A 25,848-nucleotide genomic window follows, 5' to 3' on the forward strand; every position below is an offset into this window, starting at 1 on the left:
CCCACGGCCGTCTCCGCGGCTGCGGCCGGTTCGAGGCGGGATCCCATGTCCGGCCGGTCGCCGGTCGACTGCGTGGACTCGCCCGCCTCTGTTGCACCCTTCCGCCACTTCACCGAAGAGAAACGGCTTGCAGCCACACGAATTCCCGATCTACGGTGCTGCGCATGGGTTCCCTGTGATATTCTCCGTGCGGCCGCGTTGAGCTTGAGGCTTGGCTCCGCCGTCGCGCGTTCTCATCCGTGCTTCCGCCCCCCGTGATGACGTCTGTTCGGCGTGCCGTGGGGTGCTTCTGGCGTGCGGATGCGTCCATCCACCCGCGCCGATCGGCCCGGCCGAGAACAGGGGGGCTCCATGTCCACCGCACAGCTATCTCTTCAGAACGTCACCCGCCGCTACGACGACCATGTCGTGCTGGACGACGTGTCCTTCAGCATCAAGCCGGGCGAGCGGGTCGGGGTCATCGGCGACAACGGAGCGGGAAAATCCACCCTGTTGCGACTGATCGCCGGGCAGGACCGGTCCGACAACGGTGAACTGACCGTGATCGCACCAGGCGGCTCGGGGTTTCTGGCCCAGTCGTTGGCCCTGCCTCCCGACGCCACCGTCCAGGTCGCAGTGGATATCGCTCTTGCCGACCTCCGTGAACTCGAAGCGCGGATGCACCACGCCGAAGCCGGACTCACCGGCTTGGCGGGGGCAGAGCTCACCGCCGCGCTGGACACCTACGCCTACGTGGTCGCCCAGTACGAGGCGCGCGCCGGCTACGAAGCCGATGCCCGGGTGGACATCGCCCTGCACGGGCTCGGCCTGCCGGGTCTGGCTCGGGATCGGCCCCTGGGCACGCTGTCGGGCGGTGAGCGTTCAAGGCTGGCGCTGGCCGCGACCTTGGCGTCCCGGCCGGAGCTGTTGCTGCTGGACGAGCCGACCAACGATCTGGACGACCAGGCGGTGGGCTGGCTGGAGGCACACCTGCGGGCGCATCGCGGCACGGTGCTCGCGGTCACCCATGACCGGGTGTTCCTGGAACGGGTCACCACCGCGATCCTGGAGGTCGGCGAGGGCAAGGTGACGCGGCACGGCGACGGCTACAACGGCTACCTTGCCGCCAAGGCCGCTGAGCGGCGGCGCCGTCTGCAGGGGTACGCCGACTGGTGCACGGAGCTGGCCCGCAACCAGAAGCTGGCCGCCACGAACGGGGCACGGTTGGAGGCGATCCCTCGCAAGGCGCCGTTCGCCGTGTTCGGCCACGGCGGCTTCCGTGCCCGCGGCCGTGGTCACGGGGCGATGGTCCGTATCCGCAACGCGAAGGAGCGTGTCGAACGGCTGACGGGCGATCCTGTCGCGCCGCCGCCCGAACCACTGGTGTTCGCCGCCCGGATGACCACCGCCGACGCCCAGACGTCGCAGGCCGTGGCGGAACTCACCGGCATCCGTGTCGAGGGCCGGCTGCACGTACCTTCGCTGCGGATCGGCGGCGAGGAGCGGCTGTTGGTCACTGGGCCCAACGGGGCCGGCAAGACAACGCTCATGCGGGTGCTGGCCGGTGAGCTGCGGCCCGATGAGGGGACGGTGCGCACGCGGGGCCGAGTCGGGCACTTGAGACAGGAGGAGACCCCGTGGCCGCCCGGCCTGACAGTCCCACAGGCGTTCGCCCACGGCCGAGGGGGAGACCTGGACGAGCGTATCGACCAGTTGTTGTCCCTCGGCCTGTTCAGCCCTGCCGACCTGCTCCTGAAAGTGAGTGAACTGTCCTATGGACAAAGGCGCCGGATCGAACTGGCACGCCTTGTCAGCGAACCCGTCGACCTGTTGCTGCTGGACGAGCCCACCAACCACCTCGCCCCCGTCCTGGTCGAAGAACTGGAAGAAGCTCTGGTCCGCTACCAAGGCGCGGTCGTCGTCGTCACCCACGACCGCCGCATGCGAACCCGCTTCACCGGCAGGCACGTGGAACTGAACGCCGGCCACGTCGCACACTTCCAGGAGACCGCAGCGGGCTGAGGCCCCCCAGCGCGTCCTCACCGACACGCTGGGGCAGATCCCTGTGCCGGGACCATGCGTACCCCTCGACGGCAGATCACTTCTCGATCATCGAGGATCAGGCGGCAGAAACCGCCGCGCGCCTCCGGCGCCGACTCGATTCACTCGATGGCCATTCCAGCGGGCATTCCGATATGTGGAGCAGCCGAATGCATGACACGTAAATGTGGTCGGCCGTCATGGGCTCAGTCATGGGGGCATAGCCCCAACAGGCAAGTCAAGACTTACCTTTGGGGAGCCTCGTCCGTATGGTATGGCTCGAATCGAAGGAGCTTCTTGTTGTCGAAAAGGATTGACTCTTCTGTGCGTGCGGTTGAATCGGAGCAGGAGTATGTGTCCTCGTTGTACGAGTTGCTCACCGAGCGGCTTTCCGAGGCGCGAGCACACAGAGCGAGTGTGCTGAAGGCCCCGGCTGACAGTGCCGGTGAGACATACGAGAGGGAAATCGCCGCCGACCGTCTGGCCAAGGAAATACGCCGGCTGGAGGGCGCCGAAAAGGGGCTGGTCTTCGGACGCGTCGACTGGACGGACGGCACCGCACTGCGCATCGGACGGATCGGACTGCACACGGAGGAGGACGACCTTCCGCTGCTCGTGGACTGGCGCGCGAACGCGGCGCGGCCCTTCTACGAGGCGACACCGGTCCACCCGATGGGCCTGCGGCGCCGCAGACATCTGCGCATCGAGGACCGCACCGTCATCTCGGTGAGCGACGAACTGCTCGACGGGACCGCCCCGACCCACGAGGACAGCGTGGGGGACGGCCCGCTGACCGAGGCCCTGTCGGCCAGGCGCACGGGCAAGATGCACGCTGCCGTCGCGACGCTGCAGGCCGAGCAGGACGAGATCGTCCGCTCCCCCCACCGAGGGGTGACCGTGGTGCAGGGTGGCCCCGGCACCGGCAAGACGGTCGTCGCCCTGCACCGGGCGGCCTACGTTTTGTACGCCTTTCCGCGCGCCGCGGAAGAGGGAGTCCTGGTGGTGGGCCCGAACGCCCGGTTCCTCGACTACATCTCCCAGGTCCTGCCCTCACTGGGAGAGAACGACGTGGTTCTGGCGACATGCCAGGAACTGGCCGGAGTGTCCACGGAGGCGACGGACCCCGTCGGCACGGCACGCCTCAAGGGTGGCTCCGGCCTCGCCGACGCCCTGGCCGGCCTGCTGCGCGTCCATCAAGCCCCTGCCGGTGACTTCGCCGTGCGGGTCGGTCAGGAAGTGGTTCACCTGTCCGAGAAGGAAGTGGCCACGGCACGCGACGCCGCCCTGGCGGCCGCACCGGGGCACAACCCCGCGCGCCAGGTGTTCAAGGAGCTCCTGGCCGATGCCGTCACCGATGCGATGCAGCGGGACATGGGCGACATACTGGATCAGATCGACGCCGATGCCGAGAAAATGACGGGCCTGAACCTTGACCGGTTCACGGGAGCCGCCCAGCGCCGTACCGAGGGCGCGGCCGACCCGGATCCGGCCCACGAGCTGGACCTGGACGCCATCCGGGCCGACCTTGTCGAGGACGCCGGCGTTGACCGGGCGGTCGAGGCGCTGTGGCCGCGGCTCCTGCCGGGCGGCCTCGTGGAAGAGCTCCTGACGAACGCCGACGCTCTCGCCGAGCACCTGCCCGGCGTGACCGAGCAGGAGCGGTCCCTGTTGCTGCGAGGTCCGGACGACCCCTGGACCGGCGCCGATGTCCCGCTGCTGGACGAGGCGGCGAGCCTGGTAGAGGGTCCCCCCGAGCGGACGTACGGACACGTCGTCGTCGACGAGGCGCAGGAACTGACCGCCATGCAGTGGCGGATGATCGTCCGCCGTTGCCCGGCAAGAGCGATGACGCTGGTGGGCGACTTCGCCCAGGCAGGCCCGGTCGCGACAGCACGCGACTGGCGGGAAGCGCTGAGCCCCCACGTCGGACAGCGGTTCAAACTGCACAACCTGACCGTCAGTTACCGCACCACGCAGGAGATCCTGGAGGGCGTCCGGGATCTGCTCACGCGGATCGCTCCGGACCAGAAGCCCACCCGGTCACTGCGAAGCGGTGAGAGCCCTCGCTCCGTGACCACATCTCAGGACGGCTCGGTCACCGCCGTCGTCCAGGAACTCCGTGCGCAGAGCGCCGCGCACCCGGACGAGCTTCTGGGGGTGATCTGCGCGGACACGAGGGTGAGCGAGCTGACGGCCCGGGGCATCGGGCGCCACGCACGCATCGTGCCGGCGTCCGAAGCGCGTGGCCTGGAATTCGACGGGGTCGTCGTCATGAACCCCGAGGAGATCATCACGGCCCGCCCTGGCGGGGAGAGAGACCTGTACGTAGCCCTGACCCGGGCCACCAAGCGCCTCTGCTCCGTTACCGTCCGGCCCGCCTGACGACTCCGCGCCCGTGTTGCACCGAGGACGCATCCGGCGGTCACAGCAGCCGGTTGACGAGCCCGTCGACGTAGTCCGGGGTGAGTTCCATACCGAACAGGACGCGGATGTACATCGGGGCGAGGATGTGGTCCAGCACGTCGAGCGCGGCGGGGGCGCTCTCGCCGCGTTCGCCGGCACGGTCGAGCATGGACTGCAATTGCCGGGTGCGTTCGTCGCGGATGCTGTCACGTGCCTGCCGGCCTTGCTGGCCGGTGCTGGTGAGGGCGACGGCGAGGCGCACGAGTGCCAGGCCGTCGGGTCCGGTGATCTCGCGGGCGACGTTGGCCGCATAGGCGTGCAGGTCACCGGCGACGCTTCCGGTGTCGGGCATGGGTGCCGCCGCGGTGGCTCCAGGTGTGGCCACACCTCCTTCACCCAGCCGGCGACGGCTGCCTCGTCGCGCTCGACGGCACGACGGGCCGGAACCTGATGGCTCCAGCCACGGCGCCGCAGCATCTGGGAGATCCCCGACAGCGTCATGGACTTGTGGAACCGTCGGCCGATCAACGTCTAGTGCTGCTCCGCGGAAGTTCGGGGGGGGGGGGGTACCGGGTGTGATCAGCCGGTCTTGAGCGGGCTGCCGTCGTAGGTCCACTTGTACGGCTTCGCGGTTTCGTTGCGGCTGATGACGTAAGTGTCCAGCTTGTCGATGAGGTCGTCGCGGCTGGAGAAGTCACCGTGCCGTAGCACGCGGCGGGTCAGGACGGAGAAGAACAGCTCAACTTGGTTGAGCCAGGAGGCGTGCGGCGGAGTCCAGTGCACGGTCCAGTGCGGATGTGCGGCCAGCCACTTCTTGGTGTGCTTCGCGGTGTGCGAGGAACCGTTGTCCAGGACGGCGTGAATGTCCTGGCCTGGGGCGATGGCCGCGTCGAGTTGGTCGAGGAAGGCGGTGAAGGTCACCGCGTCGTTGCGGGCGATGATCTCGGTCAGGACCTCGCCGGTGCGCACGTCCAAGGCCGCGACCAGGGAGACGGTACCGTGGCGGCGGTACTCGAACTCCTCGCGAGCGGGCTCGCCCGGCCCGGCGGGACGGCCGGGGTGGCGCCTGGAGCGGGCGGCGATCGCGGTCTTCTCGTCGATGGACAGCACCACCGCTCTTTCGGGCAGATCGCGGTACAGGTCGCACACGTCCGCGACACGGTCCCAGAAGTCGGGGGTGTCGCGGCGAGTGAGCCAGCCGCGGACCCGGTGCGGCTTGAGTTCCAAGTCGGCAAGGATTCGGCCAACTTGGGAGGCCGAGATGTTGGCGAAGACGGTGCCAGCAACCTGGGCGGCGATCGTGCGGTGCGACCAGGTCGTCTCCGGGTGCGGGGGCGCACTGGTGGCAGCGGCCACGACCGCCACCCTCACCAGGGGCCCGTAGGTCCTGGGCCGACCGGAGCGAGCGGCGTCCTTCAGCCCTTCCAGGCCCTCGGCCGCGAACCGTCCGCGCCACTTGCGGACCGTGTTCACGCTGACCGCCAGATCCCGCGCGATGGCCCCGTTGCTCAGGCCGTCAGCCGTCGCGAGCACGATCCGCGCCCGCAGCACTGCCCGCACCTGTCCTTTCAATGAGACCGCGGTACGGATCAGACACTCGCGCACCGTCTCCTCCAACTCCACCACGACCGCCTCGTTCATCCCCGCCGCGCCCTCGCCCGCCCCGGCCAAAGTGGTGATCATGGAGTACGCGGTAATGGGGGACCCTGCAGGATGGACCCGTGCCGAAGAGTTCGCGAGTCCATGCAGGACCACCCGCGCCACCTTCTGAACGCTTGCGCCAAGGAGCGCTGGCCCCAGTGTGCCCGCGTCCAGGTGCACTTCCGCCCCGGATTCACCTACGTGGCGGGCAAGTTGCCGGGCGAGGAGGAATCGCTGCCGCTGTGCCGCCTGCGCTTCACGGGCGTCCAGCACACCTGGGGCTTCGCCCGCTACCTCACCAGCCGCGGCAAGTACGAGGACAACGTCCTGCCCACCAGACTACCCTGACCATCGGATCCTCCCGGTTCGCGCTGGACGCTGTCAACCGTAAGTCCAGTACGCCCGGTTCGACTACCAGGCAGTCGAACGGCCCGCAGGAATCGTGAGGCTCATGGGGGAACAGGAACGGATCTGGCGAGCACTGTGGCGAATTGAGAGAGTTCCGAGGCCGATCTCGTTAGCCTTCGGGGCCTGACGTCGCGAGCGCGACAACGGGGAGGGAATGACGACCATGTCTGATCTGATCGGGAACCTCGCTGGAGAAGGTGGCAGGGTTTTGGTCGGCGCGCTGGCTGCGGGGCTGGTGGACGCCGTGAAGAAGATCCCCACGCTTTGGCGGCGTGAGGGAACGGCCGCCGAGGAACGGATGGAAGTCGAACTGCATCGTTCTGCCGGCGAACTGGCAGCCTCCCAGGAGGGCGATTCCGGTGAGGTGAGGGCTCGGACGGCGATTGTCTGGGAGACTCGGCTGCGCGATCTGCTGGCCACGTACCCTGAGGCCGGTGCGGAGCTGACTGAGATCCTCGCCGAGATGCAACGGGAGCACTCGATACGGCCGAGCGCCGTCCAGCACGTCACCGCCAGTGGCCGACAGTCCCAGGCACAGGGCGTGATTGGCGGCAGCATCTACAACTACGGTTCCACTCGGCTGGACTCTCCGGCGGGGCACGCTCAGGACAAGGACGACGTCGACCCAGGGGACCGCGACAACGGACAGTCGGCATGACTGACCAGACTCCGGCGGGCGGTTCGGCGCGGGCCAGCATCGTCCAGAATGTCTACGCGTTCGGCGGCTTCGCCTATGGTGCGATCAACGCCGATGTCCACGTCCACGGCGACGGTCGTCCCGTGTATCTTCTGGAAGAACACACGCCCGCAACCGGCGATGCTGACCCCGCATGGACTGAACAGCCCAGTCGGCTACTCAACGCCCGCAATGCCGTTGTGCCGTTCACCGGCAGGGAGACCGAGCTGGGCGAATTACGGGACTGGCGCGGTGACGGAAGCGATGTCGGCTGGGCGGTGCGCTGGCTGCACGGTCCGGGGGGACGTGGCAAGACCCGCCTTGCCGATCACTTTGCCGCGACCTCCGCCCGGGAGGGATGGAAGGCGGTCGTCGTACGCCACGGAGGTGTCGTGGCGCCCGAGTCCCAGGGAAGCCATGACGCGGACCCCGGAGACCTCAAGGGGCTGCTGATCCTCGTGGACTACGCGGACCGCTGGCCTCTGAAGGACCTGACCTGGTTGTTCGCGAATAGCGCCTTCTCCACGGCGCAGGGCAGACGCACACCGGTACGGGTACTGTTGCTGGCGCGGACCGTGGACGCGTGGCCTGCGGTCGAGTCAATGCTCGGCGACCGCGCTGCCACCTCGGTCCGGGAACTGGAAGCACTGACCGATGAACTCCGCGTACGAAAACACGCGTTCACAGTCGCGCGGGCGCGGTTCAGCGACCTGTACGACCGCCACGACGCCCGTGCGGCCGTCCCACCCGTCCCCTTGGTCCTTCCCGACCTGGGCCTGACACTCTCGCTGCATGTCGCCGCCTTGGTCGCCGTAGATGCGCATGTGCATGGTCGCAGGGCGCCTGAGGATATGCCCGGGCTTTCGGTGTACCTCCTGGAGCGGGAGCGCGAGTACTGGACCCGTCTGTACGAGAACCGCGTGGCAGGGCTGGACTTTCACACCTCACCGGGCGACATGGCAAGCGTCGTGTTCGTCGCCGCGCTCACCGGGGCCGTACCGTGGGAGGGCGCTGCGGCCGCGCTGGAGCGCGCCCGGGTGGCAGCCTCACCTGAGACACTTCGTTCCTTGCTGCGCGATCACTCGCGCTGCTATCCGGCACTCGACCCCGAGACCGTGCTGGAACCGCCGTATCCCGACCGGCTGGCAGAGGACTTCGTGGCTCTCATGGTCCCCGGCCACGGCATCGCGGGCTTCCGTGCGGACGCATGGGCCACCGGAATCCCAAAGACCCTGCTGTCCTCGCCCGACACCGCTGCTTGCGGCCCTCGCGCCCTCCCGGTGCTGGCCGCGGCCGCCGACCGCTGGCCGCATCTGGCCGAGAGGATCCTCTACCCGTTGCTGCAGGAAGCCCCCGACCTTGCCGTCGACGCGGGCGGCGCCGCCCTGGCAGCGATTGCCGGGATCCACGACATCGCTCCCGCGCTCCTCGGCACTCTGAGGAACGCACTCGAAGCGAGGGTGGGTACGGAGCGGCACATTGCGCTGGACGTCGGGTTCGCAGCGATCGCCGTACGGCTCGCCGAGCTCGCCCCGTCCGGTGCCTCCGAGGCCGAACTGGCGCGTCTGTACGGCTCTGCGAGTACCAGGCTCGGGCACGCTGGGCGGTGGGCGGAAGCCATCGAGTTCTCGGAGAAGGCGGAGCGACACGGCAGGCGCCGATCGTTGACGGATAGGAGTGTGGTCTATCCGGAGAACGCACAGCACGTGAGGGTTCTGCGGCAAGCGGGACGCGGGAGAGAGGCTTCCTCCAAGGCGCTGGACGTCATCAATCGACTGCTTCTCGAGTCGGAGCTGTATCCCGATCGGCACCAGCCCGAATTAGCGATGGCTTCCGCCAATCACGCAGAACTGCTGCGGGAGAGCGGCAGGCCGGCCGAAGCGGTCGAGCATTCCCTGCGTGCCGTGGACATCTACAGCAAGCTGGCCGTCGCCGATCCCAACACCCATCGGCACGCGCTCGCCACTTCGCTGGGCACGCTCGCGAAGGCACTGGCGGAGGCCGGGAAACACGGTGAGGCCCTGGAATTCTCGGCGCATGCGGTTCGACTGGGCAACGAGCTGGTCGGGCTGAACCGGCCCGCCCATATCCCCGAACTCGCTGCGCTCCTGGACAGTCACGCGCAGCGCCTGGCGGAGTCCGGCAGGCACGGTGAGGCGCTTGAATTCTCCACACAAGCGGTCGAATTCTACGAGGAATCGGCAAGAGCCAACCCACATGCCCACAGGCTCGGCCTGGCATCGTCGTTGACAGGCCGCGCGGAACGTTTGGCGGAGGCCGGGAGATGTGAAGAGGCGCTGGAATTCTCCGCGCGTGCGGTTCAACTGCTCGGTGAACTGGGCGAGTCCGACATGGAGATCCACCAGCACGACCTGGCCAGGACGCTGCTCGTCCGCTCCGGCATCCTGTGGCGCGAGGGACAGCGGGCGGAGGCGCTGGACTGCTCCCGCCGTGCGACGGATCTCTGTGCCGCTCTGGCCCGCGGCTACCTGCGTTCCGGCGCGCCCGACGTGTTGCTGGGCGCGAGTGCCCTCGGGTGGACATACGCCCGCACCGACCTGTTGGCCCTGGCGCGGGCGCTCGCGAGTCATGCGAACTTGCTGGCCCTGGCCGGAGTGCAATCCGAGGCTCTCGACGCGTCCAGCCGGGCCGTCGAGCACGGCGACAGGCTGCACACCGCAGAGCCCGACACCTATCTGCCTGATCTGGCCAGAGCGAGCGTGACCTTCGCGAGCGTCCGGATCGAGCTGGGCACGGAACCGAACCAGGCGCTGTCCGCCGCCGACAGAGCCTTCCGCGCGTTTCAGGAGCTCTCCGTCGCTGAACCCGAGGCGTTCGGTGCAGACCTGGACGCTGCCGCCGGGAAGCTGTCGGATGCGCTGGACGCACTCGGCCGTACCGACGACGCCGAACGCATTCGCCGTGATCCGGCCCTGGAGCCCCGTACGGATCCCGATGCCAGCCGACCGTCCTCGGCTCAAGCGCCGGAAAACCTGCGCATAGCCGTTCTGAAAATGAATCAGCGCATGGCGGAGCGGTCCGGTGACCGTGCGCGCGCGGCGAAGGCGTGGGACGAGCTCGGCAGCGCGCTCGAAAGCATGGGGCGGGTCGACGAATCCATCGAGGCCTACGAACAGGCCGTCGTCGCCTATAGGGAAACGCAACATCTACGCCGTGCCGCCATCGTGCTGACCCGGCTCGCCGGCTTCCTCTGGGAAGCGGGCCGGTACGAGGAAGCCATCGAGGTGAGCGAGCGGGCCGTCGCTGACAACCGGGAGACCGGGGACCGACAGGCCGAGGCCACGGCCCTCTTCGTACTCGGCCTCGCCTACGAGAAGACAGGGCGCCACGAGGAGGCCGTCACCGTTCATAGCCAGAAGGCCGCCATCAATCGCGAACAGGGAGACCGGGTGGGCGAAGCCGCAGCCTTAAGCAACGTGGGCCACGCGCTGATGAACCTCGGCCGGTTCGAGGAGTCCGTCGAACCAAGCCGCCGTGCCGCCGAGCTCCTGCACGGTACCGACAACCTCCTGAACCAAGGCATCGCGCTGGAGGACGTGGGCAGTGCCCTGCTGAAGACAGGACGCGCCGCGGAGGCCGTCCCGGTCTTCGAGCAGGCGGCATCCGTCTTTGAGGAGGATGGAAACCGCCATTGCCAGGGCTGTGCGCTGAAAGATCTCGGCCACGCTCTGGTGACGACCGGGCGGTTCGAGGAAGCCGTTCCCGCCAGTCAGCAGGCGGTCGCGCTGCTGCACGAGGTGGGCGATCGCCCTCGTGAGAGCGCGGCGCTACTCGATCTCAGTCGTGCTCTCCAGGAGACGGGGCGTCTCCAGGACGCGGTCGCCGCCGCTCGGGCAGTCGATGAGATCGCCCGCGCCCTCGGCGACCGAGGAGCGGAAATCCAGGTCCTCCACCTTCTCGGAGGCATATTCCTGACCACAGAGCAGTTCGAAGAGTTCATCCCGGTGGGGCAGCGGTCCGCCGTCTTTCGGCGGGAACTCGGTGACCGCCAGGGAGAAGGCGTGGTGCTCTGCTGTCTCGGAGACGCCCTCATGGTCGTAGGGCGCTTCGAGGAAGCCAGCCACGCCCTGCTGCAGGCCGCTGCGATCTTTCGGGACATCGGCGATCGGGAAAAAGAGGCATGGGCGCTGAGCCAGCTACCCGGCCGCGGGGAGGGCGACGGCAAGCGGTGATCCTTCCCTGATTCTGGGCGCCGGTCACTGTGCCTGGTAGGCCAGGCGGCCCGACGGTCAGTGTTTACGGTCCCCTCGCACCGTAACCGCCGCTCCGGCCCCAACTCCCGAACCGGACCGGTGAGGTTCAGGCGCATTGTATGCCGTACGTCCGCGCTGGAGGTTGCCAACTTCACCTCCGGCATGCCCGGTTCGACGATCCGCCGCCCGGTCGGATCGTTGAACGCCGACTGATCTGCGTGGAACCGGAGGGCCACCCGGCTCGCCTCATCCGGCGCCAACTCCACTCGCTGGTAACGGATCAGGCGTACGTCGGGGCGGATCACGGAGGCCACCGGGTCGTGCAGGTACAGCTGGGAGACCTCCGTGCCCTCGCGGTCGCCGGTGCTACGGACGGTCAGGGCCACGTCATACGAGCCGTCCGTGCCGATGTCCGTCTCCGGGAGCTCGCTCGGGAGGTCCTCCACGCAAACGTTGTGTACGAGCGCCCGTGCCCGGACGCGTACAGCAGCGTCGGATCCAGGTTGCTGAGCTCGCCCGCCAGCCCCAGCGGCGGCTGGAGATACGTCCACGGCTGGTCGCCGGGTACGCGCGGCTCGCTCACCGGCAGGCGGCCCGATGGGTTGACGCGGCCCGACGGTACTCATCAACCGAAGACGCCCTGGACTGCGCCCGCGGCTTCTACCTCGGCGACCCGACGCCCTGATCAATACCCCTCCACGAACCTCCGCGGAGCAGCACTAGATCCGGGCGAGCGTCCACCGCTGGTCCGGCCGGCCGTGAGCAACCGGTCCCTTGGCCAACTCCTCCTCGAGTAACGCGAACAGTCGGTCATTCAGCTTCGGACGGGACACCGGGCCGCGGGAACGGACCGCGTCCTGGCCGGCCTCCCGCCAGGACCGCCGCCACCGTTGAACCGACCGGACGCTGACCCGTAACTCCTTCGCGATCTCCGTACTGCCACGTCCGTCTGCAAACATGGCGACCGCTTCCATCCGGACCCGCTCGCGGAACGCTTGCCTCTCCGCGGTCAGACCCCCACCCTGCGGATACCTCATACCTCCGGCATACCGCGACGATCACCAACCGTCAGTCCCTACGACAAGACGACTTCAAGGTCAGTAACGCACTGGCGACAGCGCTGCCGATCGTTCCTGTCGCTCCGATCACAAGTACCTTCGTGCCACCGATCATGTCAGGGCCGGAAGCTGCCTCTTGATCAGTCTCGGAGCAGGTGGAGCGAAGCCGGTGAGGTGCGTGGCGCCGTGGCGATAGCTGAGTATCTTGCCGAAGCCGTGGATGTGACCGGCGGCCGCGTCCCGTGCCGGGCATCGGGCCTCGGGCGTCGGGCCAGGATCTCCTTCAGACCGGCGCGCCTTCGCGGGCGTGGATCTATGCTGCGGCCACCGTCTCATCGTCAGTTCCCACCACGCACGATGACCAACGGTGGCCGCACCCGTTTGCGCACCGGCCCGGAAGCAGCCGCCCGACCAAGAAGGCTGATCATGATCGCAACTGTCCTTGCCGTCATCGGGACACTCCTCGGATCGATCGTCACCGGCACGTTCCAGCACCTGGCAGCCGGCCGAGCCGAGCGTGCAACCGCTGCTGAGCAGTTGCGCCGCGACCGGCTCGACGCGGTGACCACACTCGCCTCCGCCGGCTCCGATCACCGTCGGGCCCTGTGGATGCGTGGGGAGGCCCGGCTGCGTGGCGCCGGCGCCGTCGAGTTGGAAGAACTGCGAGCCAGGTCCCACATCACCCGCTCCGCCATCACCCACCCCCTGGTCGCGCTGCGGCTCCTCGTGCCCCACCCGGCTGTCCACGCCACCGCACAGGCGATGGTCGTCGCCACCTACGACATGGTCGATGCCGCCACGAGTGTCGAGGAGCTCACCGCGGCGCAGGACACCGCACGGGCCGCGCACGACCGCTTCATCGACGCTGCCGCCGCCTACTTCATCGCGAACACCTGACAGCGCCTGTGTCCAGCTGCCCGAGGCGACTTGGCCCTATGCCGATGGCAAGCAGGCGTGAAGGACGCGATCCACAGCTGGAGTACGTCGGCGATCCGCTCTACGGCATCCGCGGAGTGCTGCGCACCGGCGACGGCCTGCTCACCGGCCGCCAACACGCCTGACGTGGCTCCCTGTCCGGCGGCGTCCCTACGACGCGGTGTCATGCGGCATCGCCGTGTGGGAGTTGATCAGGTCCTTGGCGATGGCGCGGGCTTCGTCCACGGCGTTGCTGACGGTGCCCAGTGCCTGGGTCGTGGTGGCGCCCTCGAAAAGAAGCAGCAGCTGATTGACCAGCCGGGCGGGTGCGGGATGTCCGGTGGCTCGGGCGAGTGTGGTGACGCGGGCGCGAAGTGCCTGCTTGTGGTCGGTGACGACAGCGCGAGCCGGATGGCCGGGCGCGGTGAGTTCTGCGGCGGCGTTGGCGAAGGAGCAGCCGCGGAAGCGCGGGTCTCCGTGCCATAGACGCAGGGCATCGAAGACGGCGAGGAGTCGGGCGTCGGGGTCGTCGCCGGCGGCGCTGATGCACTCTTCCATCGTGGCCCGCCACCTGGTGTCGCGAGCTTGGAGGTATGCCGCTACGAGGGCGTCCTTCCCGCCGAAGTGCCGGTAGAAGGTCATGCGGGCCACCTGGGCCGCTTCGATGACGGCATCCACGCCTGTGGCGTTGATCCCGTGGGCGTAGAACAGCTGGTCGGCGGCGTCCAGAAGGCGACTGCGGGCCGAGCGCGCATCGATGGTCACGTTGTCCACGCCGACTATGATACCAATCGTTCTACATAGGAGAGTGACCGTTCTACCTCTTGGAGGTGAGGGTATGGCGACGCCATCGTCGATGGTGATACGCCCGTGGGGACTGACCGCCTCGGGGCTGGCCCTGATCGCGGTCTGCTACGGCCTCGCACGCTTCGCTTACGGGCTGTTCCTGCCCGCGTTCAAGGACACCTTCCACTTCGGCGGCACTCTGTCCGGGGTGATCGCCGGCGGCAGCTTCGCGGCGTACTGCGTCACCGTCGTTGCCGCGGCCGCGGCCGTCGCACGCTTCGGGCCGCGCCCAGTGGCTGCTGCCGCCGGAGTGACCGCAGCGGCGGGTATGGCGCTGGTCGCCGCTGCGACAGACGCGGGCATGCTGGCCATGGGCGTGCTGATAGCAGGAGCCAGCACCGGAGTGGCATCCCCGCCATTGGCCGAGGCGATAGGGCGCTGGGGTCCGCGTCACCATCACGACCGCGCCCAGGCCATCGTCAACGCCGGTCCCGCCGTCGGCATCGTGGCTTCCGGCTTCGTGGCGCTCTCGGCCCTTGGGCACTGGCGCCTCGCATGGGCGGCCTTCGCCGTAGTGGCTGTCGCGGTGACGTGTTGGGTCACCCTGTTGCTGCCGGGCCGAAGTGCCTCCGGTGCGGACACCCACGCCGTGCGTCCGCTCGGCGCACTGACAGCTGTGGCGCGTGACCGCAGGTCCTGGGCGGCGCTGGGCGCGGCAGCACTGTTCGGAGCGGCGAGCTCGGCCACCTGGAACTTCGGCCGTGAGCACGTCATGAACGCCGGAGGGATGAGTGCCACTGTTTCCGTGCTGCTATGGGTGGTCCTGGGCGCGGCTGAACTCGTCGGCCTGTCCGCCGGCGACCTGATCGCACGCCACGGACTCCGTCGCGTCTGGACCATCGCCCTCGCCCTGCTGGGCACAGCGAGCGCCGTGATCGGACTACTGCCCGGCCACCTCGTTGCCGCTTTCGCCGGGATCGCGGTCTTCGGGGCCGCGTACGTCACGCTCACCACCGTGATCTTCTTCTGGATCACCCGCATGCACCCCGAGACCACGGCTGCCGCGGTCGCACTGGGCTTCCTCATGATCTCTGCGGGACAGGCCGTGGCTTCCCCCGTCGTCGGCGCACTCGCCGACCACATGGGCGCCGCGTTCTCATTTCTTGCGTGCGCGGCGATCGGCGTCGTCGGTGCGAGAGCGGTGCGGCCACGAACAGGCGCCTGAGCCGCGGTCCTCTGGGTCTCAGCGGGCGGTGCGCCAGCGCACGGGTACTCCTTTCGTCGCCCGAACGTGTGGCGGTGCGGCATCCCGTCCGGTACGAGTGCGGGAGATCATCGACGCGCTGCTCTGCCAGGGGCGGACCGGGTCACCGGTGTACCGGGCGATGACCGCGGTGTTGCTGCGGCGGTTGACCCCGAGGTGGTCGAGCGTGTCGAGCACATCCGTCCAGGGGGCCACCGCACGGTCGGCGGGTACGAGTGCGTCGCCGTGGCCGGGCAGGTCCAGAGCGATGGCCCGCACGCCCGCGCCGTCGAGCATGGAGGCGGCTGTCATGTCCGTTCTCCTTCGTTCGCTGTGGTGGCCCGGTCGGTCAGGGCCGGGTCGTGTTCCGGCAGCCGGCCGAGCAGGACCAGGGCGTCGGCGTCGGTACTGCCGGGCTCCGCGCCGTAAACGGACAGGTGCTGTCCGGGGGCGCTGGTGACGGCGAGCGCCTCGAAGTGCAGGCGCAGCTCACCCACCCGTGGGTGCCGGAAGTGTTTGTCGTCGTGCGTGCGGGGGCGGACCTCGTAGCGCGCCCACAGGCACGTGAACGCGGGACTGGCGCACGCTCAGTTCGCCGACGATCCGCTCGATCCGCCCGTCCTGCGGGAACTGCGAGGAGGACGCCCGCAGGTTGCCCACCGCGATACGCGCCGCCTGCTCCCAGTCGGCGTGGAACTCGCGTGCGAAGGGATCAAGGAAGATCATCCGCAGTAGGTTGTCGTACCGGGCGAAACCGCGGTACAGCTCACGCGCCATCGCGTGGCCGCCAGTACGTCCTGCGCCGCCCCGACCACGAAGGCCGGCACATCACGCATGCCCTCCATCAGCCGCAGCAGCTCCGGAGCAACGGCCGTCGAGGCAGCCGCCGTCCCGAAGACGGACAGGCCCAACCGGAAGAGATGTGCGGCCGCCGCGTCGTCCAGCCGCAGTGCCCCGGCGATCGCCCTCAGTACCTGCTCGGACGGGTGCCGCTCGCGGCCCTGCGCCAGCCGGATGTAGTAGTCCGTGCTCATCCCGGCCAGCAGCGCCACTTCATCACGCCGCAGCCCTGGCACCCGCCGGGACCCGTCAGCTGGCACGTGGCCGACGTGCTGTTCAGCCTCGACGCCGCCGCTGACCGCCGTGAGTCAGCTGCTGTTGCTGTTGCGGGTGCGAGGTGCCTGGTACTGGGCGGCGGTGACGTGTTCCAGCCAGGTCGTCTCGGGGCGGTCGTCGTCCGGTGCGGTCGCGTCCCACAGGGCGAGGTGCTGCATGAAGCGGTCCTCGGTGGCGCCGTGCCAGTGCTCCTCGCCGGGCGGGCAGGTGACGGTCTCGCCCGGATCGGCGGCGTACACGGTGCCGTCGCGCGTGCCGATCAGGGCAATACCGGCGACGACGTGGAGGGTCTGGCCGACGGCGTGACGGTGCCAGGCGGTGCGGGCGCCGGGGGCGAAGCGCACCATGTTGGCGCGGATACGGGAAGGCTCCCGGCCGGCGTGGATGACGTCGAACCAGACGTCTCCGTTGAACCAGTTCTCGGGGCCCTTGCCGGTGGGCTGCGGCTTGACGAATTCCATGACGTGCTCCTTGGTGCGGATCCGGTGCCCGGGGATAACGGACGTCAGGCGGCGTCGGCGTGGGCGAGGTCGCTGCCCAGGGTGCGGGAGGCGGTCGCCTGCCGGGTGATCTCCTGTCCCTTGGCTTCGGCGGTGGGAATGGCGTCATCGCCGGCGACGAACCTCAGCGGCGGCTCGTCCAGGCCGGTGACCTCCAACAGGGCGTCGGCGAGCTTGACCGGATCGCCGGCCTGCTGACCGTTCATTGACTGCCACATCGCCCTGGTGGTCCTGGTGCGCTCGGCGTAGTCGTCGATCGAGAGCTCCGCCCAGCTGGTCGAGGCGTCCACGAGCAGTTCGGTGCGGAAGAAGCCGGGCTCGACGATGGTGGTGCGGATACCGAAAGGCTCGACGTCGTGGCGGAGGGACTCCATCCAGCCCTCGACGCCGAACTTGGAGGCGGCGTAGGCGACGCAGAACTCCTGGCCGACCAGCCCGGCGATCGAGGAGATCGTGACGATGTGCCCGGAGCGCTGAGCGCGCATGACGGGCAGGACGGCGCGGGTGACGTTCATGGGCCCGAACAGGTTCGTCTCGATCTGGGCCCGCATCTGGGCGTCCGAGATCTCCTCGAAGTAGCCGGCCTGGAAGGCGGCGGCGTTGTTGATCAGTACGTCGATGCGGCCGAACCGGGTGACGGCGGCGTCGACCGCCACCTGAGCCGCGTCGGTGCTGGTGATGTCCAGCGCGGTGACCAGCAGGTCGTCCTGCTCGCCGCCGAGCGCCCGAAGGACCGTCCCGGGGCGGCGGCCGGTGGCGACGACCTGGTGGCCGGCGGCCAGGGCGCGGCGGGCGATGTCGGTGCCCAGGCCGCGGCCGGCACCGGTAACGAGGATGACCTTGCTCATGAGAAGTGGGGCTCCCGCGTAGAAGGAAGAAGAGGGCTCAGTGGCTCCGGGGGAGGCGTCGCCGATGGCGTTCCGCGGCACTGCGGGTTCCGTTTCCGGCACGATGCGCACGATGCTCTTTCCTCCCGATTCCCTGCCCGGCGTCATTCCAGGTTCGCACTTGTGCGCGCGACCGTGCAGAGGAGAATCTGTTCCTGGGAAAGAACATCCTGGGAAGAATCCTTCCCCCTCACCGCCGGCGCTTCCGCTGCCACACTGGGGGTATGAGTCCGACACCGCACCTGAACGAGCTGGGTGAGTTCCTCAAGGCCCGCCGAGCCGAGCTGAGCCCCCGTGCCGTGGGGCTGCCCAGCAGCGCGAGCCCGCGCCGGGTCGCCGGGCTGCGCCGGGAAGAGGTCGCCCACCTCGCGTCGATCTCCACGGACTACTACACACGCCTGGAGCAGGGGCGGCTGCCCCCCTCCGCGCCGGTGCTGGAGTCCGTGGCCCAGGCCCTGCATCTGGACGACGACCAGCGACGCTACCTGTTCGGCCTGGCCGGGAAAGAGACCGCGAAGCCGCGCCGCAGGGCCCGGCAGAAGGTCCAGCCGCAGCTGCGCAGGGTCCTGGACGACCTCACCTCCACGCCCGCCGTCGTGATGGGGCGCCGGATGGACGTCATCGCCTGGAATCCGCTCGCAGCGGCCCTCGTCACCGATTTCGCCGCCGTCCCGGAAAAGCACCGCAATTACGTGCGCATTCTTTTCACCGACCCGGCGATGCGCACCCTGTACGCGGACTGGAAAGGCGTTGCCCGTACCGCGGTCGCGCAATTGCGCATGGAGGCGGCGAAGTATCCCGACGACCCCCGTCTGACCGCTCTGGTCGGCGAGTTGTGCGTTCAGGACGAGGACTTCCGCCAATGGTGGGCCGCGCACCACGTCGCCGCTCTCAGCGTGGGGACGAAGGTCCTCAGCCACCCGGTCGCCGGCGAACTCACCCTCGACTGGGACACCCTGACCGCCAGCACCGACCCCGACCAGCAGCTCGTCGTATGGACCGCCGAAGTCGGCTCCCCCACCCACGACGGCCTGCGCATCCTCGCCTCCTGGGCCGCCGACCAGCACCGGACCACCGCGTGACCCGCCGGATGAGTGCCACGCCCGGCCATGTGATGAGTCCTGCGGCGGCCGACGACCGGCGGGTCGTAGTGTCGAAACCCGCTCCCGAGGAGGACTTCCGATGCGCAGCGTGACTTACTCGATGGGCGTCTCCCTCGACGGCTACATCGTCGGGCCGGACGGCGACTTCCAATGGACGGCGCCCGACGAGGAGATCTTCCGCTTCGTCACAGACGAGATCCGGGAGATCGGCGTCCACCTGCTGGGACGACGGCTGTACGAGACGATGCTGTACTGGGAGACCGCGGACCAGGACCCGTCGCTCGACGACTCGATGCGTGAGTGGGCCGCGATCTGGAACCCGCTCCCCAAGGTGGTGTTCTCCACCACGCTGTCGACGGTGCAGGGCAATGCCCGACTGGCCTCCGGCAGCCTGGCGGAGGAGATCGAGCGGTTGCGAGCCGAGCCGGACGTGGGCGACATCGCGATCGGCGGCGCGGCTCTCGCCGCCGAGGCAGCCGCGCTGGGTCTGATCGACGAGTACCGGGCCAGGGTCTACCCGGTACTGGTGGGCGGCGGTATTCCCTTCTTCCCCCAGCACGAGCGCCGGGTGGACCTCGAACTCGTCGAGACCCGCACCATCGGCTCAGGAGTCGTCTACCTGCGCCACCGCGTGGCGCGCCCGTCCCCGCTTCAGCGGTAGCCGACGGTCCCCACCGCGGGGGCTTCACAGCCTGGTGCAGCCCGTCGCGGTCCTCCGGCGGAGCCGCACCACGTACTGCACGGGAGCAGCCCCGGGCTCCTTGTTCGTCACCCGCTTTGCTCTCCCGCACTGCCCTGCGGCTAGTTTGTGTCCAGGACAGGCACGCAGGCCCGTGGCGGCAGAGGCGCACGGGGGACAGGAGGTCGGGAAGAGTGTCGCTGCGCGGAGGTGATCCGGTCGAGATCGGCGGTTATCCGCTTGAGGCTCGGCTCGGCTCGGGTGGCATGGGCACGGTCTTTCTGGCCCGTACGAGTTCGGGGCGGCCTGTCGCGATCAAGCTGATCCACCAGCAGTACGCGGGGGACGACGAGTTCCGCATTCGCTTCCGGCAGGAGGTGGCGGCCGCGCGGCGGGTGAGCGGCGCGTTCACCGCCGCCGTGGTCGACGCCGCCCCCGAGGCCGAGCAGCCGTGGATGGCGACGACCTATATCGAGGGGCACACGCTCGCCCAGCGCATCGCCATGAAGGGCCCGCTGAACGGAGCGGAGCTGAGGCGGCTCGCCATCGGGCTGGCCGAGGCGCTGCGCGACATCCACCGGGTGGGGGTCGTCCACCGTGACCTGAAGCCCTCGAACGTCGTGCTCTCGCCCGAGGGCCCACGCGTCATCGACTTCGGTATTTCGCGTGCCGTGGACCAGCAGACGCTGACGATGACGGGGCGGGTCATCGGTACGCCGCCCTTCATGTCGCCGGAGCAGTTGCAGGCGCCGCGTGGTGTGGGGCCGCGGTCCGATGTCTTCTCGCTGGGGACGCTGCTGGTGTACTCGGCGACCGGCCACGGGCCCTTCGACGCGGACAGCCCGTACATGACGGCGTATCAGGTGGTGCACGAGGAACCGTCGCTGGGCGCCGTGCCGGTGGCTCTGCGGGCTGTCGTCGAATCGTGCCTGGACAAGGAGCCCGAGGGGCGCCCCTCGGCGGACGAACTCCTCGTCCTGCTGCGGGACCTGCCGGCCGACCTCGGTGGGACCGAAGCGAACGGGGCCGGCACCGGCCGCACCCGCGACATGATCACCCAGCATCACCTCTCGACGCGCGCCACCCCGGCGCCGAACGCCCCGGCCACCTCCCCGGACGGTCCCGGTACGGGGAGCACCGGCACCCCCGTCGGCCGCCGTCTGCGTCGCCGATGGCGTCCCGTGCTCGCGGCCGCCGTCGCGGTGGCGGCGATCGGCGGGGGCGTCGCCGTGCTCCAGGCCGGCGGCCTCGGCGGGAACGGCGGCGGGACCGTCAGCGCCGACAAGGGCAGCAGTGTCGCGGCGCCGGGCGCCACGCTTCCGGCCGGCTTCCGGCCGTGGCGCAAGACCGTGCCGGGCGGTCGCGCGGACATCCCCGACGAACTGCGCTGCGTCGCGCGCGGCGACGCGATTTTCTGCGGGGGCGGCGGTGTAGTCGCGACCCGGATCAGGGCCACGGACGGCTCTCGGGTGTGGACGGCGAAGAGTCCGGGCGTCCCCGTCCAGGGCTCGCACCTGGTGGGCGCCACCGACGACACGGTGCTCGGATACCGCTTCGCCGCCCAGGACGCCCCGCAGGGCCCTCCCAGCGAGGTGGTGGCCATCGACGCGAACAACGGCCGTGAGCTGTGGTCCGTGCCGTCCGGCGCCCAGTCGACAGCCGTCACGGGGCGGAGTCAGGACGCCGTCGTGCTCGGCTCCACCGTTGTGACGGTCGACGCCTCCGACTCCCGCTTCGAGGCCCGTGACGCGCACAGCGGCGACCTCACCTGGACGACGCCGTTCCCCGGGGGCACGCTGTGCGCCCCCGTTCCGTTGGGCCCACAGCTCCTCGCGATGTGCGCGACGCACGCGGAGGTGGACGGCTCAGAGGTGCGCCACTCCACCCTGTACACGCTCGACCGCGTCTCGGGGAAGCTGGGCAGGCCCCTCGCGGTCGACGGCCCCGCCGTGCCGACAGGCGTCGCCGACGGCAGGCTCGTCCTCCTCCATGAGCACATGGAGGGCACGGCGTCGACCGGCTACGACGGGGTGGCGCGGGTCGACCCGGCCGCGCGGAAGGTCACGTACTCCCGACTGGCCAAGACGTACACGGGGACGCCCGGCATGGCGGACGGCACCGTCTACGTGAGCAGCCAGACCGGTCTCGTCACGGCGCTCGACCCCGCGACCGGCAGGAAGCAGTGGTCGCGGCAGATGGGCGTGGAGGGTGCGTCGGGTCCCGTCGAGGGAGCCGGTGCGCTGTATTTCAGCTCGGCCACCGGCCGGGTGGTCGCGCTGTCGCCGCGTGACGGCAAAACCCTGTGGACGACGGACCCGCAGGCCGATGGCCTGACGGGCGAGCAGGGCGCCAGCCCGCGCGTGACCGTCGCGGGGCGTGCGGTCATCGTGGCCGCGGACAACAACACCCTCTTCGCCTTCGACACGCAGAAGCCGCCGAAGTCGGGCTGACCCAGACGGCACCCGCCCACCGCCCGCCCCCCGACTGACACTTGGCGCACGGCCGGCGGTGGCGGGGCGGAGCGTCGGCCCTGGCCGGTGCCCGGCAGGGGCACGTGATCCGTACGGTCGAACGATGTGATCACTCGATCGTGAGTTTTTCCGCTTTCGGGCCGGGTATGGCGCGATGCTCGGATGGACGGCGTGCGACCGGCGCCGTCTGGATGTACACCGGGCGGGGGACACGGCATGACGCGGGAAGCGGAACAGCGCAGGGGCCCGGACGGCCAGGCGGTACTGCTGATGGCAGGGCTGGCCGATCTGGCCGTGAGCACGCTGGGCTCTGCCCTGGGGACGGTGCGGGGACTGCTGCGTCGCTCGGACGCCGCGGAGCTGGTCGCGGAGGCCGAGCGCGACCTCACGGCACGCGGGCGTCTGGTGCTCGACCGGTACGCGGCCGTCCCGCCGGCCCACCTGGAGACCCTGGCCCGGCGCGCCCTGGACCGGCAGGCAGGCCGGTGACGTCCGACCGGTGGGAGCAGGCCGCGTTCAAGACCCGCGTCGACGGGACACTGCACCGCTTCGTCGCCCAGGAGGCGGACCGCTTCGCGGAGATTGACCCGCTTCTGGCCCCGGTGGCCGAGCAACTCGAAGCGGTGGTCGCGGACGGCAAACGGCTGCGGGCGGCGTTCTGCTACTGGGGCTGGCGCGCGGTGGGGCAGCCGGACAACGACGCACTGGTGCGGGCGGCGGCCTCCCTGGAACTCGTCCATGCCGCAGCGGTCGTCCACGACGACCTCATCGACGACAGCCCGTTGCGGCACGGGCGGCCCACCGCGCACATCGCCCTGCGCGGTGCCGTACGCCGACGCCCGCGCGCCGACGCTGCCGCCAGGTCGCTGGCGATGCTGGTGGGAGACCTGCTGATGGCGCTGGCCGGGCAGCTCTTCACCGAGAGCGGGCTGCCCGCCGCGTATCTGGCCCGAGCCCGCCCGTTGTGGTCGGTGATGGCCCGCGAGCTGATCGCGGGCGAGTGCCTGGAGATCCTGCGCACCGGAGCCGGTCCGGACACCGCGGCGTCGCTGAAGGTCATCCGCTACAAGACAGCCAAGTACACCGTCGAGCAGCCCCTGCTCATCGGCGGGGCTCTGGCAGGGGCCGGGACGCGCCTGAGCGAGGGCTACCGCGCGTACGGGCTGCCGCTGGGCGAAGCATTCCAGCTGCGGGACGACCTGCTCGGCCTGTTCGGCGACCCGGAACTGACCGGAAAGGCCAACGCCGACGATGTGCGCGGACACCGGCCCACGGCCTTGCTGGCAGAGACCTGGCGCCTCGCCGACGACGACGAGCGGGAACGGCTGCGTGACCTCGTCGGCCGGCGCAACCCGGGCGCGCAGGAGGTGGAGGCGGTCCGCGCGGTGATGCGCAGGCTCGGGGCGCCCGCCCGCATCGAGGGCATGATCAACGCACGGGTCGAGGAAGCGCTCGGCGCCCTCGACGAGTTGAACGTGCCGCCGCCCGCCGCCGCTGCCCTGACCGCACTGACGCAGTCGGCGGCGCTCCGCCTGTCCTGACGCTCCTACCTGGGTGGCGCACACCCGTGGCTCCCTCCGCCGCCGGCGCTCCCGCCGGCCGTGGACGATTCCGTGGAAAGCAAGGAACCCCGCCATGACCTGTACCGAGGCATCGATGGACGCCCTGCGCCGGGGCGGTGACGAACTCGCCGACGCCACCGTCGCCGCACTCTTCGAACGCGGTGAGGTGGGCACGTTCAACACCCTGATGCGCTACGTCTCCACCGCCGGTGCCCCGCTGCCGGACGGGCTGCCCGACGTCGCACGCGAGTACCTCGAGGCCACCCGTGTCCCACCGGCCTGGGTGGACTGGGAGGAGATGGAGAAGGCCCGGCTGTTCTTCATCGACAACAACGTGCACATCTCCACCGCACTGTCCTTCGCCTCCATGCCCGCCTGCTACGTCGTCCCGCATGTGGCGAAGCTGCTGTCGGCCAGTCACGGGCTGAAGTACCCCTCCAAACGGATGGCGGAGACCGGGCAGTTCACCGTCTACCTGATGCAGCCCGACGCCTTCGAGGCCGGCAGCCGCTTCATCCCGGCAGCCCAGAAGGTCCGCCTCCTGCACGCCTCCATCCGCCACCACCTCACACGCGAGGACCGGTGGGACACCGAGGCACTCGGAACGCCGATCTGTCAGGAGGACATGATCGGCGGGCAGATGTTCTTCTCGCTGCTCGTGCTGGACAGCCTGCACCGCCTGGGCATCCACATGTCGGTGGAGGGCGCGGAAGCGTACTACTACGCCTGGCGCGTCGTCGGTGCCATGCTCGGCATCGACCAGGACGCCGTCCCCGAGACCCTGGACGAGGCCCGCCAGTTCCTCGACCTGTACATGGTCCGGCACATGGGGCCTTCCGAGGAGGGCGCGGTCCTGACCGGGCAGCTCATCGACCTCTACGAGGAGGTGGTGCCCGGGACCCTGCTCGATCCGATCGTCTCCGCTCTCATCCGCTACCTCGTCGGAGACACCTGCGCCGACTGGCTCGCGGTGCCCCGCACGCCGTGGAGCACCGTCGTCAAGACGCTCCCGCACCTCCTCGGCCTGCTGGAGACCATCGAGGACCGCTCCCCGCTCGGCGCCTGGGCGCTGGACCGCCTCGGCCACCTCACCTCCGTCCTCGAACTGTCCTCCCTCACCCGCGGACGCGTCATGCACTACGCCATCCCGGAACAGCTCAAGAAGGACTACGGAGTCTCCGGCACGGTGCCCCGCACCCGCCGGTGGACCCCGCCGCCCGCCACGGTCGGTTGATGACCGACGCGCTCGCGCTCGGCGATACCTTCGGGCCAGGGGAAGCGGTCGTGTAACTCGACCCGGAAGCGGGACAACAGGCGGAACGCCTCACCTGTGGACGTCGACGGGAATCTCATAGGCGGCAGCGGCCGTTCTCTCGTGCTTCGTTCATCGGCATCTCGAAGCGTGGAGAACGGCCGCGTCGCGTTTCTCCCGGATCCGGGAGATATCAGCAGGTCTAGAGACCTGCGAGGTTAAACATCAAGCTGCGGGCAGGTGGAGGGGCTTCAAAGTAGGCGCTGTGCGAAGCCCCCGGCATCCGATGTGAATCAGCCGCAGTGGGAGGCTCCCCCTGAGCTGCCATAGGCAGTCGCGCCATTCCAGGTATCCGCGCCGTTGGCCTGGATACACCTGCCGGCAGCTGAGACCGAAACCGGCCCTGCGTAATTCAAGTAATTGCCGACATCCTGCTTAAACGATTGGGTGGTGCATGTACTGCCCGGACTCGTCTGGGCGCACACGTAAAGGAATACTCCCATTTCCTTTGAACTTCCGTTGCCTCCAGCAGAGTTGGCGACGGTTACGGCGCAGTTCTTCCCCGTTCCTGAGTCGTAGTACAGGTAGATGGTTGCATATTGCGACCCACTGCTGGTCTTGACCGGATAGGAATCGATCTGGTTGCCGGAGCACCCGTATCCGGCGGCACTGGCCGCGGGCGCACCGAGAACGCCGATTCCGAGAATTACTGCTATCGACGCCAGAATGGCGGCAATCTTTCTTTTCATGCTTCCTCCCCTAAATTATCAACGCGAAGATATCAGTCGGTCATTTACGTGTCAACGTTTTGACAAGCGTATTTGCGGACCCTGCCCGATCGTTCGCGGTTGCCGCCATTGTCTGATTTGTTCACCGTCCGTGCGGGGGCTATTCGCCGGTTTCTCGTGATTGTGA

The 25,848-nt window shown here is 69.2% G+C and carries 23 protein-coding genes and 3 pseudogenes; 13 read left to right on the forward strand and 13 right to left on the reverse strand.

Going from position 1 to position 25,848, the window contains the following annotated elements; all coding sequences use genetic code 11:
- Positions 1-351: 351 nt before the first annotated feature.
- Both ACIO3R_RS24930 and ACIO3R_RS24935 read left to right on the forward strand, forming a co-directional pair.
- The gene (locus ACIO3R_RS24930) at positions 352-2,001 is read left to right on the forward strand and encodes a TlrC/CarA/OleB/SrmB family ABC-F type ribosomal protection protein (protein WP_402108780.1); all 1,650 of its coding nucleotides are present in this window, start codon (positions 352-354) and stop codon (positions 1,999-2,001) included.
- A gap of 372 nt (positions 2,002-2,373) precedes the next feature.
- Positions 2,374-4,401 carry a HelD family protein gene (locus tag ACIO3R_RS24935; protein ID WP_402108884.1) on the forward strand — a complete coding sequence of 676 codons (2,028 nt, stop codon included), beginning with the start codon at positions 2,374-2,376 and terminating at the stop codon, positions 4,399-4,401.
- 40 nt (positions 4,402-4,441) lie between these two features.
- Here the strand turns inward: ACIO3R_RS24935 and ACIO3R_RS24940 are convergent.
- The 3 genes and pseudogenes from ACIO3R_RS24940 to ACIO3R_RS24950 form a co-directional block, all read right to left on the reverse strand.
- Positions 4,442-4,786, reverse strand: a pseudogene (locus ACIO3R_RS24940) (TetR-like C-terminal domain-containing protein); the annotation flags it as partial.
- Positions 4,768-4,953, reverse strand: a pseudogene (locus ACIO3R_RS24945) (winged helix-turn-helix domain-containing protein); the annotation flags it as partial. The pseudogenes ACIO3R_RS24945 and ACIO3R_RS24940, both read right to left, overlap by 19 nt.
- Before the next feature lie 48 nt (positions 4,954-5,001).
- Entirely contained in the window at positions 5,002-6,105 is a 1,104-nt protein-coding gene (locus ACIO3R_RS24950) for an IS630 family transposase (protein WP_402108782.1), read from the reverse strand.
- Positions 6,106-6,165: 60 nt separating this feature from the next.
- Between ACIO3R_RS24950 and ACIO3R_RS24955 the strand changes: the two genes are divergently transcribed.
- The 3 genes from ACIO3R_RS24955 (at position 6,166) to ACIO3R_RS24965 (ending at position 11,340) form a co-directional block, all read left to right on the forward strand.
- Positions 6,166-6,411 (forward strand): hypothetical protein, encoded by a 246-nt coding sequence (locus tag ACIO3R_RS24955; RefSeq protein WP_402108785.1) that lies wholly within the window; start codon positions 6,166-6,168, stop codon positions 6,409-6,411.
- Positions 6,412-6,634: 223 nt separating this feature from the next.
- Complete coding sequence (locus ACIO3R_RS24960) at positions 6,635-7,129, forward strand: hypothetical protein (RefSeq protein ID WP_402108788.1); 495 nt, start codon at positions 6,635-6,637, stop codon at positions 7,127-7,129.
- Positions 7,126-11,340, forward strand: a complete 4,215-nt coding sequence (locus ACIO3R_RS24965) for a tetratricopeptide repeat protein (RefSeq protein WP_402108791.1) — start codon at positions 7,126-7,128, stop codon at positions 11,338-11,340. Before ACIO3R_RS24960 ends, ACIO3R_RS24965 begins: the two co-directional genes overlap by 4 nt.
- 62 nt (positions 11,341-11,402) lie before the next feature.
- Here ACIO3R_RS24965 and ACIO3R_RS24970 read toward each other — a convergent pair.
- Together ACIO3R_RS24970 and ACIO3R_RS24975 are read right to left on the reverse strand one after the other, a co-directional pair.
- Positions 11,403-11,983: pseudogene (locus ACIO3R_RS24970) on the reverse strand (fibronectin type III-like domain-contianing protein); the annotation flags it as partial.
- A gap of 97 nt (positions 11,984-12,080) precedes the next feature.
- Positions 12,081-12,398: a helix-turn-helix domain-containing protein gene (locus tag ACIO3R_RS24975; RefSeq protein WP_402108793.1), complete on the reverse strand. Its 318-nt coding sequence runs from the start codon at positions 12,396-12,398 to the stop codon at positions 12,081-12,083.
- Positions 12,399-12,845: 447 nt separating this feature from the next.
- Between ACIO3R_RS24975 and ACIO3R_RS24980 the strand changes: the two genes are divergently transcribed.
- Positions 12,846-13,316 (forward strand): hypothetical protein, encoded by a 471-nt coding sequence (locus ACIO3R_RS24980; protein WP_385347392.1) that lies wholly within the window; start codon positions 12,846-12,848, stop codon positions 13,314-13,316.
- Between the two features lie 189 nt (positions 13,317-13,505).
- Here ACIO3R_RS24980 and ACIO3R_RS24985 read toward each other — a convergent pair whose 3' ends face one another.
- Positions 13,506-14,108 carry a TetR/AcrR family transcriptional regulator gene (locus tag ACIO3R_RS24985; protein WP_402108796.1) on the reverse strand — a complete coding sequence of 201 codons (603 nt, stop codon included), beginning with the start codon at positions 14,106-14,108 and terminating at the stop codon, positions 13,506-13,508.
- A 64-nt stretch (positions 14,109-14,172) separates the two neighbouring features.
- Between ACIO3R_RS24985 and ACIO3R_RS24990 the strand changes: the two genes are divergently transcribed.
- The gene (locus ACIO3R_RS24990) at positions 14,173-15,345 is read left to right on the forward strand and encodes an MFS transporter (protein ID WP_402108797.1); all 1,173 of its coding nucleotides are present in this window, start codon (positions 14,173-14,175) and stop codon (positions 15,343-15,345) included.
- 18 nt (positions 15,346-15,363) lie between these two features.
- On the opposite strand, the gene ACIO3R_RS24995 is transcribed toward ACIO3R_RS24990, so the two are convergent.
- From ACIO3R_RS24995 to ACIO3R_RS25020, 6 genes are read right to left on the reverse strand one after another with little or no spacing between them, the layout of a single operon-like run.
- Positions 15,364-15,675: a hypothetical protein gene (locus tag ACIO3R_RS24995; RefSeq protein WP_402108800.1), complete on the reverse strand. Its 312-nt coding sequence runs from the start codon at positions 15,673-15,675 to the stop codon at positions 15,364-15,366.
- Entirely contained in the window at positions 15,672-15,860 is a 189-nt protein-coding gene (locus tag ACIO3R_RS25000) for a hypothetical protein (RefSeq protein WP_402108802.1), read from the reverse strand. The genes ACIO3R_RS24995 and ACIO3R_RS25000 overlap by 4 nt, the downstream gene beginning before the upstream one ends.
- Positions 15,853-16,089, reverse strand: coding sequence for a hypothetical protein (locus tag ACIO3R_RS25005; RefSeq protein ID WP_402108805.1), 237 nt, complete (start codon positions 16,087-16,089; stop codon positions 15,853-15,855). Before ACIO3R_RS25005 ends, ACIO3R_RS25000 begins: the two co-directional genes overlap by 8 nt.
- A complete protein-coding gene (locus tag ACIO3R_RS25010; RefSeq protein ID WP_385026917.1) occupies positions 16,086-16,463 on the reverse strand; it encodes a helix-turn-helix domain-containing protein in 378 nt (125 codons plus the stop codon). The genes ACIO3R_RS25005 and ACIO3R_RS25010 overlap by 4 nt, the downstream gene beginning before the upstream one ends.
- A gap of 48 nt (positions 16,464-16,511) precedes the next feature.
- The gene (locus ACIO3R_RS25015) at positions 16,512-16,940 is read right to left on the reverse strand and encodes a cupin domain-containing protein (protein ID WP_385026920.1); all 429 of its coding nucleotides are present in this window, start codon (positions 16,938-16,940) and stop codon (positions 16,512-16,514) included.
- 44 nt (positions 16,941-16,984) lie between these two features.
- A complete protein-coding gene (locus tag ACIO3R_RS25020) occupies positions 16,985-17,827 on the reverse strand; it encodes an SDR family oxidoreductase (protein WP_402108808.1) in 843 nt (280 codons plus the stop codon).
- A 263-nt stretch (positions 17,828-18,090) separates the two neighbouring features.
- Between ACIO3R_RS25020 and ACIO3R_RS25025 the strand changes: the two genes are divergently transcribed.
- The 6 genes from ACIO3R_RS25025 to ACIO3R_RS25050 all read left to right on the forward strand — a co-directional run bounded on the left by ACIO3R_RS25025 (position 18,091) and on the right by ACIO3R_RS25050 (position 24,915).
- Positions 18,091-18,948, forward strand: a complete 858-nt coding sequence (locus tag ACIO3R_RS25025) for a helix-turn-helix domain-containing protein (RefSeq protein WP_402108810.1) — start codon at positions 18,091-18,093, stop codon at positions 18,946-18,948.
- Between the two features lie 100 nt (positions 18,949-19,048).
- Positions 19,049-19,630: a dihydrofolate reductase family protein gene (locus ACIO3R_RS25030; protein ID WP_402108813.1), complete on the forward strand. Its 582-nt coding sequence runs from the start codon at positions 19,049-19,051 to the stop codon at positions 19,628-19,630.
- A gap of 212 nt (positions 19,631-19,842) precedes the next feature.
- Complete coding sequence (locus tag ACIO3R_RS25035; protein ID WP_402108814.1) at positions 19,843-22,098, forward strand: protein kinase; 2,256 nt, start codon at positions 19,843-19,845, stop codon at positions 22,096-22,098.
- Between the two features lie 237 nt (positions 22,099-22,335).
- Positions 22,336-22,608 carry a polyprenyl synthetase gene (locus ACIO3R_RS25040; RefSeq protein ID WP_385026935.1) on the forward strand — a complete coding sequence of 91 codons (273 nt, stop codon included), beginning with the start codon at positions 22,336-22,338 and terminating at the stop codon, positions 22,606-22,608.
- A complete protein-coding gene (locus ACIO3R_RS25045; RefSeq protein ID WP_402108817.1) occupies positions 22,605-23,660 on the forward strand; it encodes a polyprenyl synthetase family protein in 1,056 nt (351 codons plus the stop codon). The genes ACIO3R_RS25040 and ACIO3R_RS25045 overlap by 4 nt, the downstream gene beginning before the upstream one ends.
- A gap of 94 nt (positions 23,661-23,754) precedes the next feature.
- Positions 23,755-24,915, forward strand: coding sequence for an oxygenase MpaB family protein (locus ACIO3R_RS25050; RefSeq protein WP_402108819.1), 1,161 nt, complete (start codon positions 23,755-23,757; stop codon positions 24,913-24,915).
- A gap of 311 nt (positions 24,916-25,226) precedes the next feature.
- On the opposite strand, the gene ACIO3R_RS25055 is transcribed toward ACIO3R_RS25050, so the two are convergent.
- Positions 25,227-25,682: a hypothetical protein gene (locus tag ACIO3R_RS25055; protein WP_385026944.1), complete on the reverse strand. Its 456-nt coding sequence runs from the start codon at positions 25,680-25,682 to the stop codon at positions 25,227-25,229.
- Positions 25,683-25,848 lie beyond the last annotated feature (166 nt).

Source organism: Streptomyces sp. NPDC087428 (assembly GCF_044744085.1).
In the GTDB taxonomy this organism is placed as follows: domain Bacteria; phylum Actinomycetota; class Actinomycetes; order Streptomycetales; family Streptomycetaceae; genus Streptomyces.

Coding starts and splice junctions, on each gene's coding strand:
- ACIO3R_RS24955 (WP_402108785.1), top strand. CDS start 6,166: ATGCAGGACCACCCGCGCCACCTTCTGAACGCTTGCGCCAAGGAGCGC.
- ACIO3R_RS25020 (WP_402108808.1), bottom strand. CDS start 17,827: ATGAGCAAGGTCATCCTCGTTACCGGTGCCGGCCGCGGCCTGGGCACC.
- ACIO3R_RS25015 (WP_385026920.1), bottom strand. CDS start 16,940: ATGGAATTCGTCAAGCCGCAGCCCACCGGCAAGGGCCCCGAGAACTGG.
- ACIO3R_RS24995 (WP_402108800.1), bottom strand. CDS start 15,675: ATGACAGCCGCCTCCATGCTCGACGGCGCGGGCGTGCGGGCCATCGCT.
- ACIO3R_RS24990 (WP_402108797.1), top strand. CDS start 14,173: ATGGCGACGCCATCGTCGATGGTGATACGCCCGTGGGGACTGACCGCC.
- ACIO3R_RS24960 (WP_402108788.1), top strand. CDS start 6,635: ATGTCTGATCTGATCGGGAACCTCGCTGGAGAAGGTGGCAGGGTTTTG.
- ACIO3R_RS25005 (WP_402108805.1), bottom strand. CDS start 16,089: ATGATCTTCCTTGATCCCTTCGCACGCGAGTTCCACGCCGACTGGGAG.
- ACIO3R_RS24930 (WP_402108780.1), top strand. CDS start 352: ATGTCCACCGCACAGCTATCTCTTCAGAACGTCACCCGCCGCTACGAC.
- ACIO3R_RS24965 (WP_402108791.1), top strand. CDS start 7,126: ATGACTGACCAGACTCCGGCGGGCGGTTCGGCGCGGGCCAGCATCGTC.
- ACIO3R_RS24980 (WP_385347392.1), top strand. CDS start 12,846: ATGATCGCAACTGTCCTTGCCGTCATCGGGACACTCCTCGGATCGATC.
- ACIO3R_RS25030 (WP_402108813.1), top strand. CDS start 19,049: ATGCGCAGCGTGACTTACTCGATGGGCGTCTCCCTCGACGGCTACATC.
- ACIO3R_RS25040 (WP_385026935.1), top strand. CDS start 22,336: ATGACGCGGGAAGCGGAACAGCGCAGGGGCCCGGACGGCCAGGCGGTA.
- ACIO3R_RS25050 (WP_402108819.1), top strand. CDS start 23,755: ATGACCTGTACCGAGGCATCGATGGACGCCCTGCGCCGGGGCGGTGAC.
- ACIO3R_RS24975 (WP_402108793.1), bottom strand. CDS start 12,398: ATGAGGTATCCGCAGGGTGGGGGTCTGACCGCGGAGAGGCAAGCGTTC.
- ACIO3R_RS24950 (WP_402108782.1), bottom strand. CDS start 6,105: ATGATCACCACTTTGGCCGGGGCGGGCGAGGGCGCGGCGGGGATGAAC.
- ACIO3R_RS25055 (WP_385026944.1), bottom strand. CDS start 25,682: ATGAAAAGAAAGATTGCCGCCATTCTGGCGTCGATAGCAGTAATTCTC.
- ACIO3R_RS25025 (WP_402108810.1), top strand. CDS start 18,091: ATGAGTCCGACACCGCACCTGAACGAGCTGGGTGAGTTCCTCAAGGCC.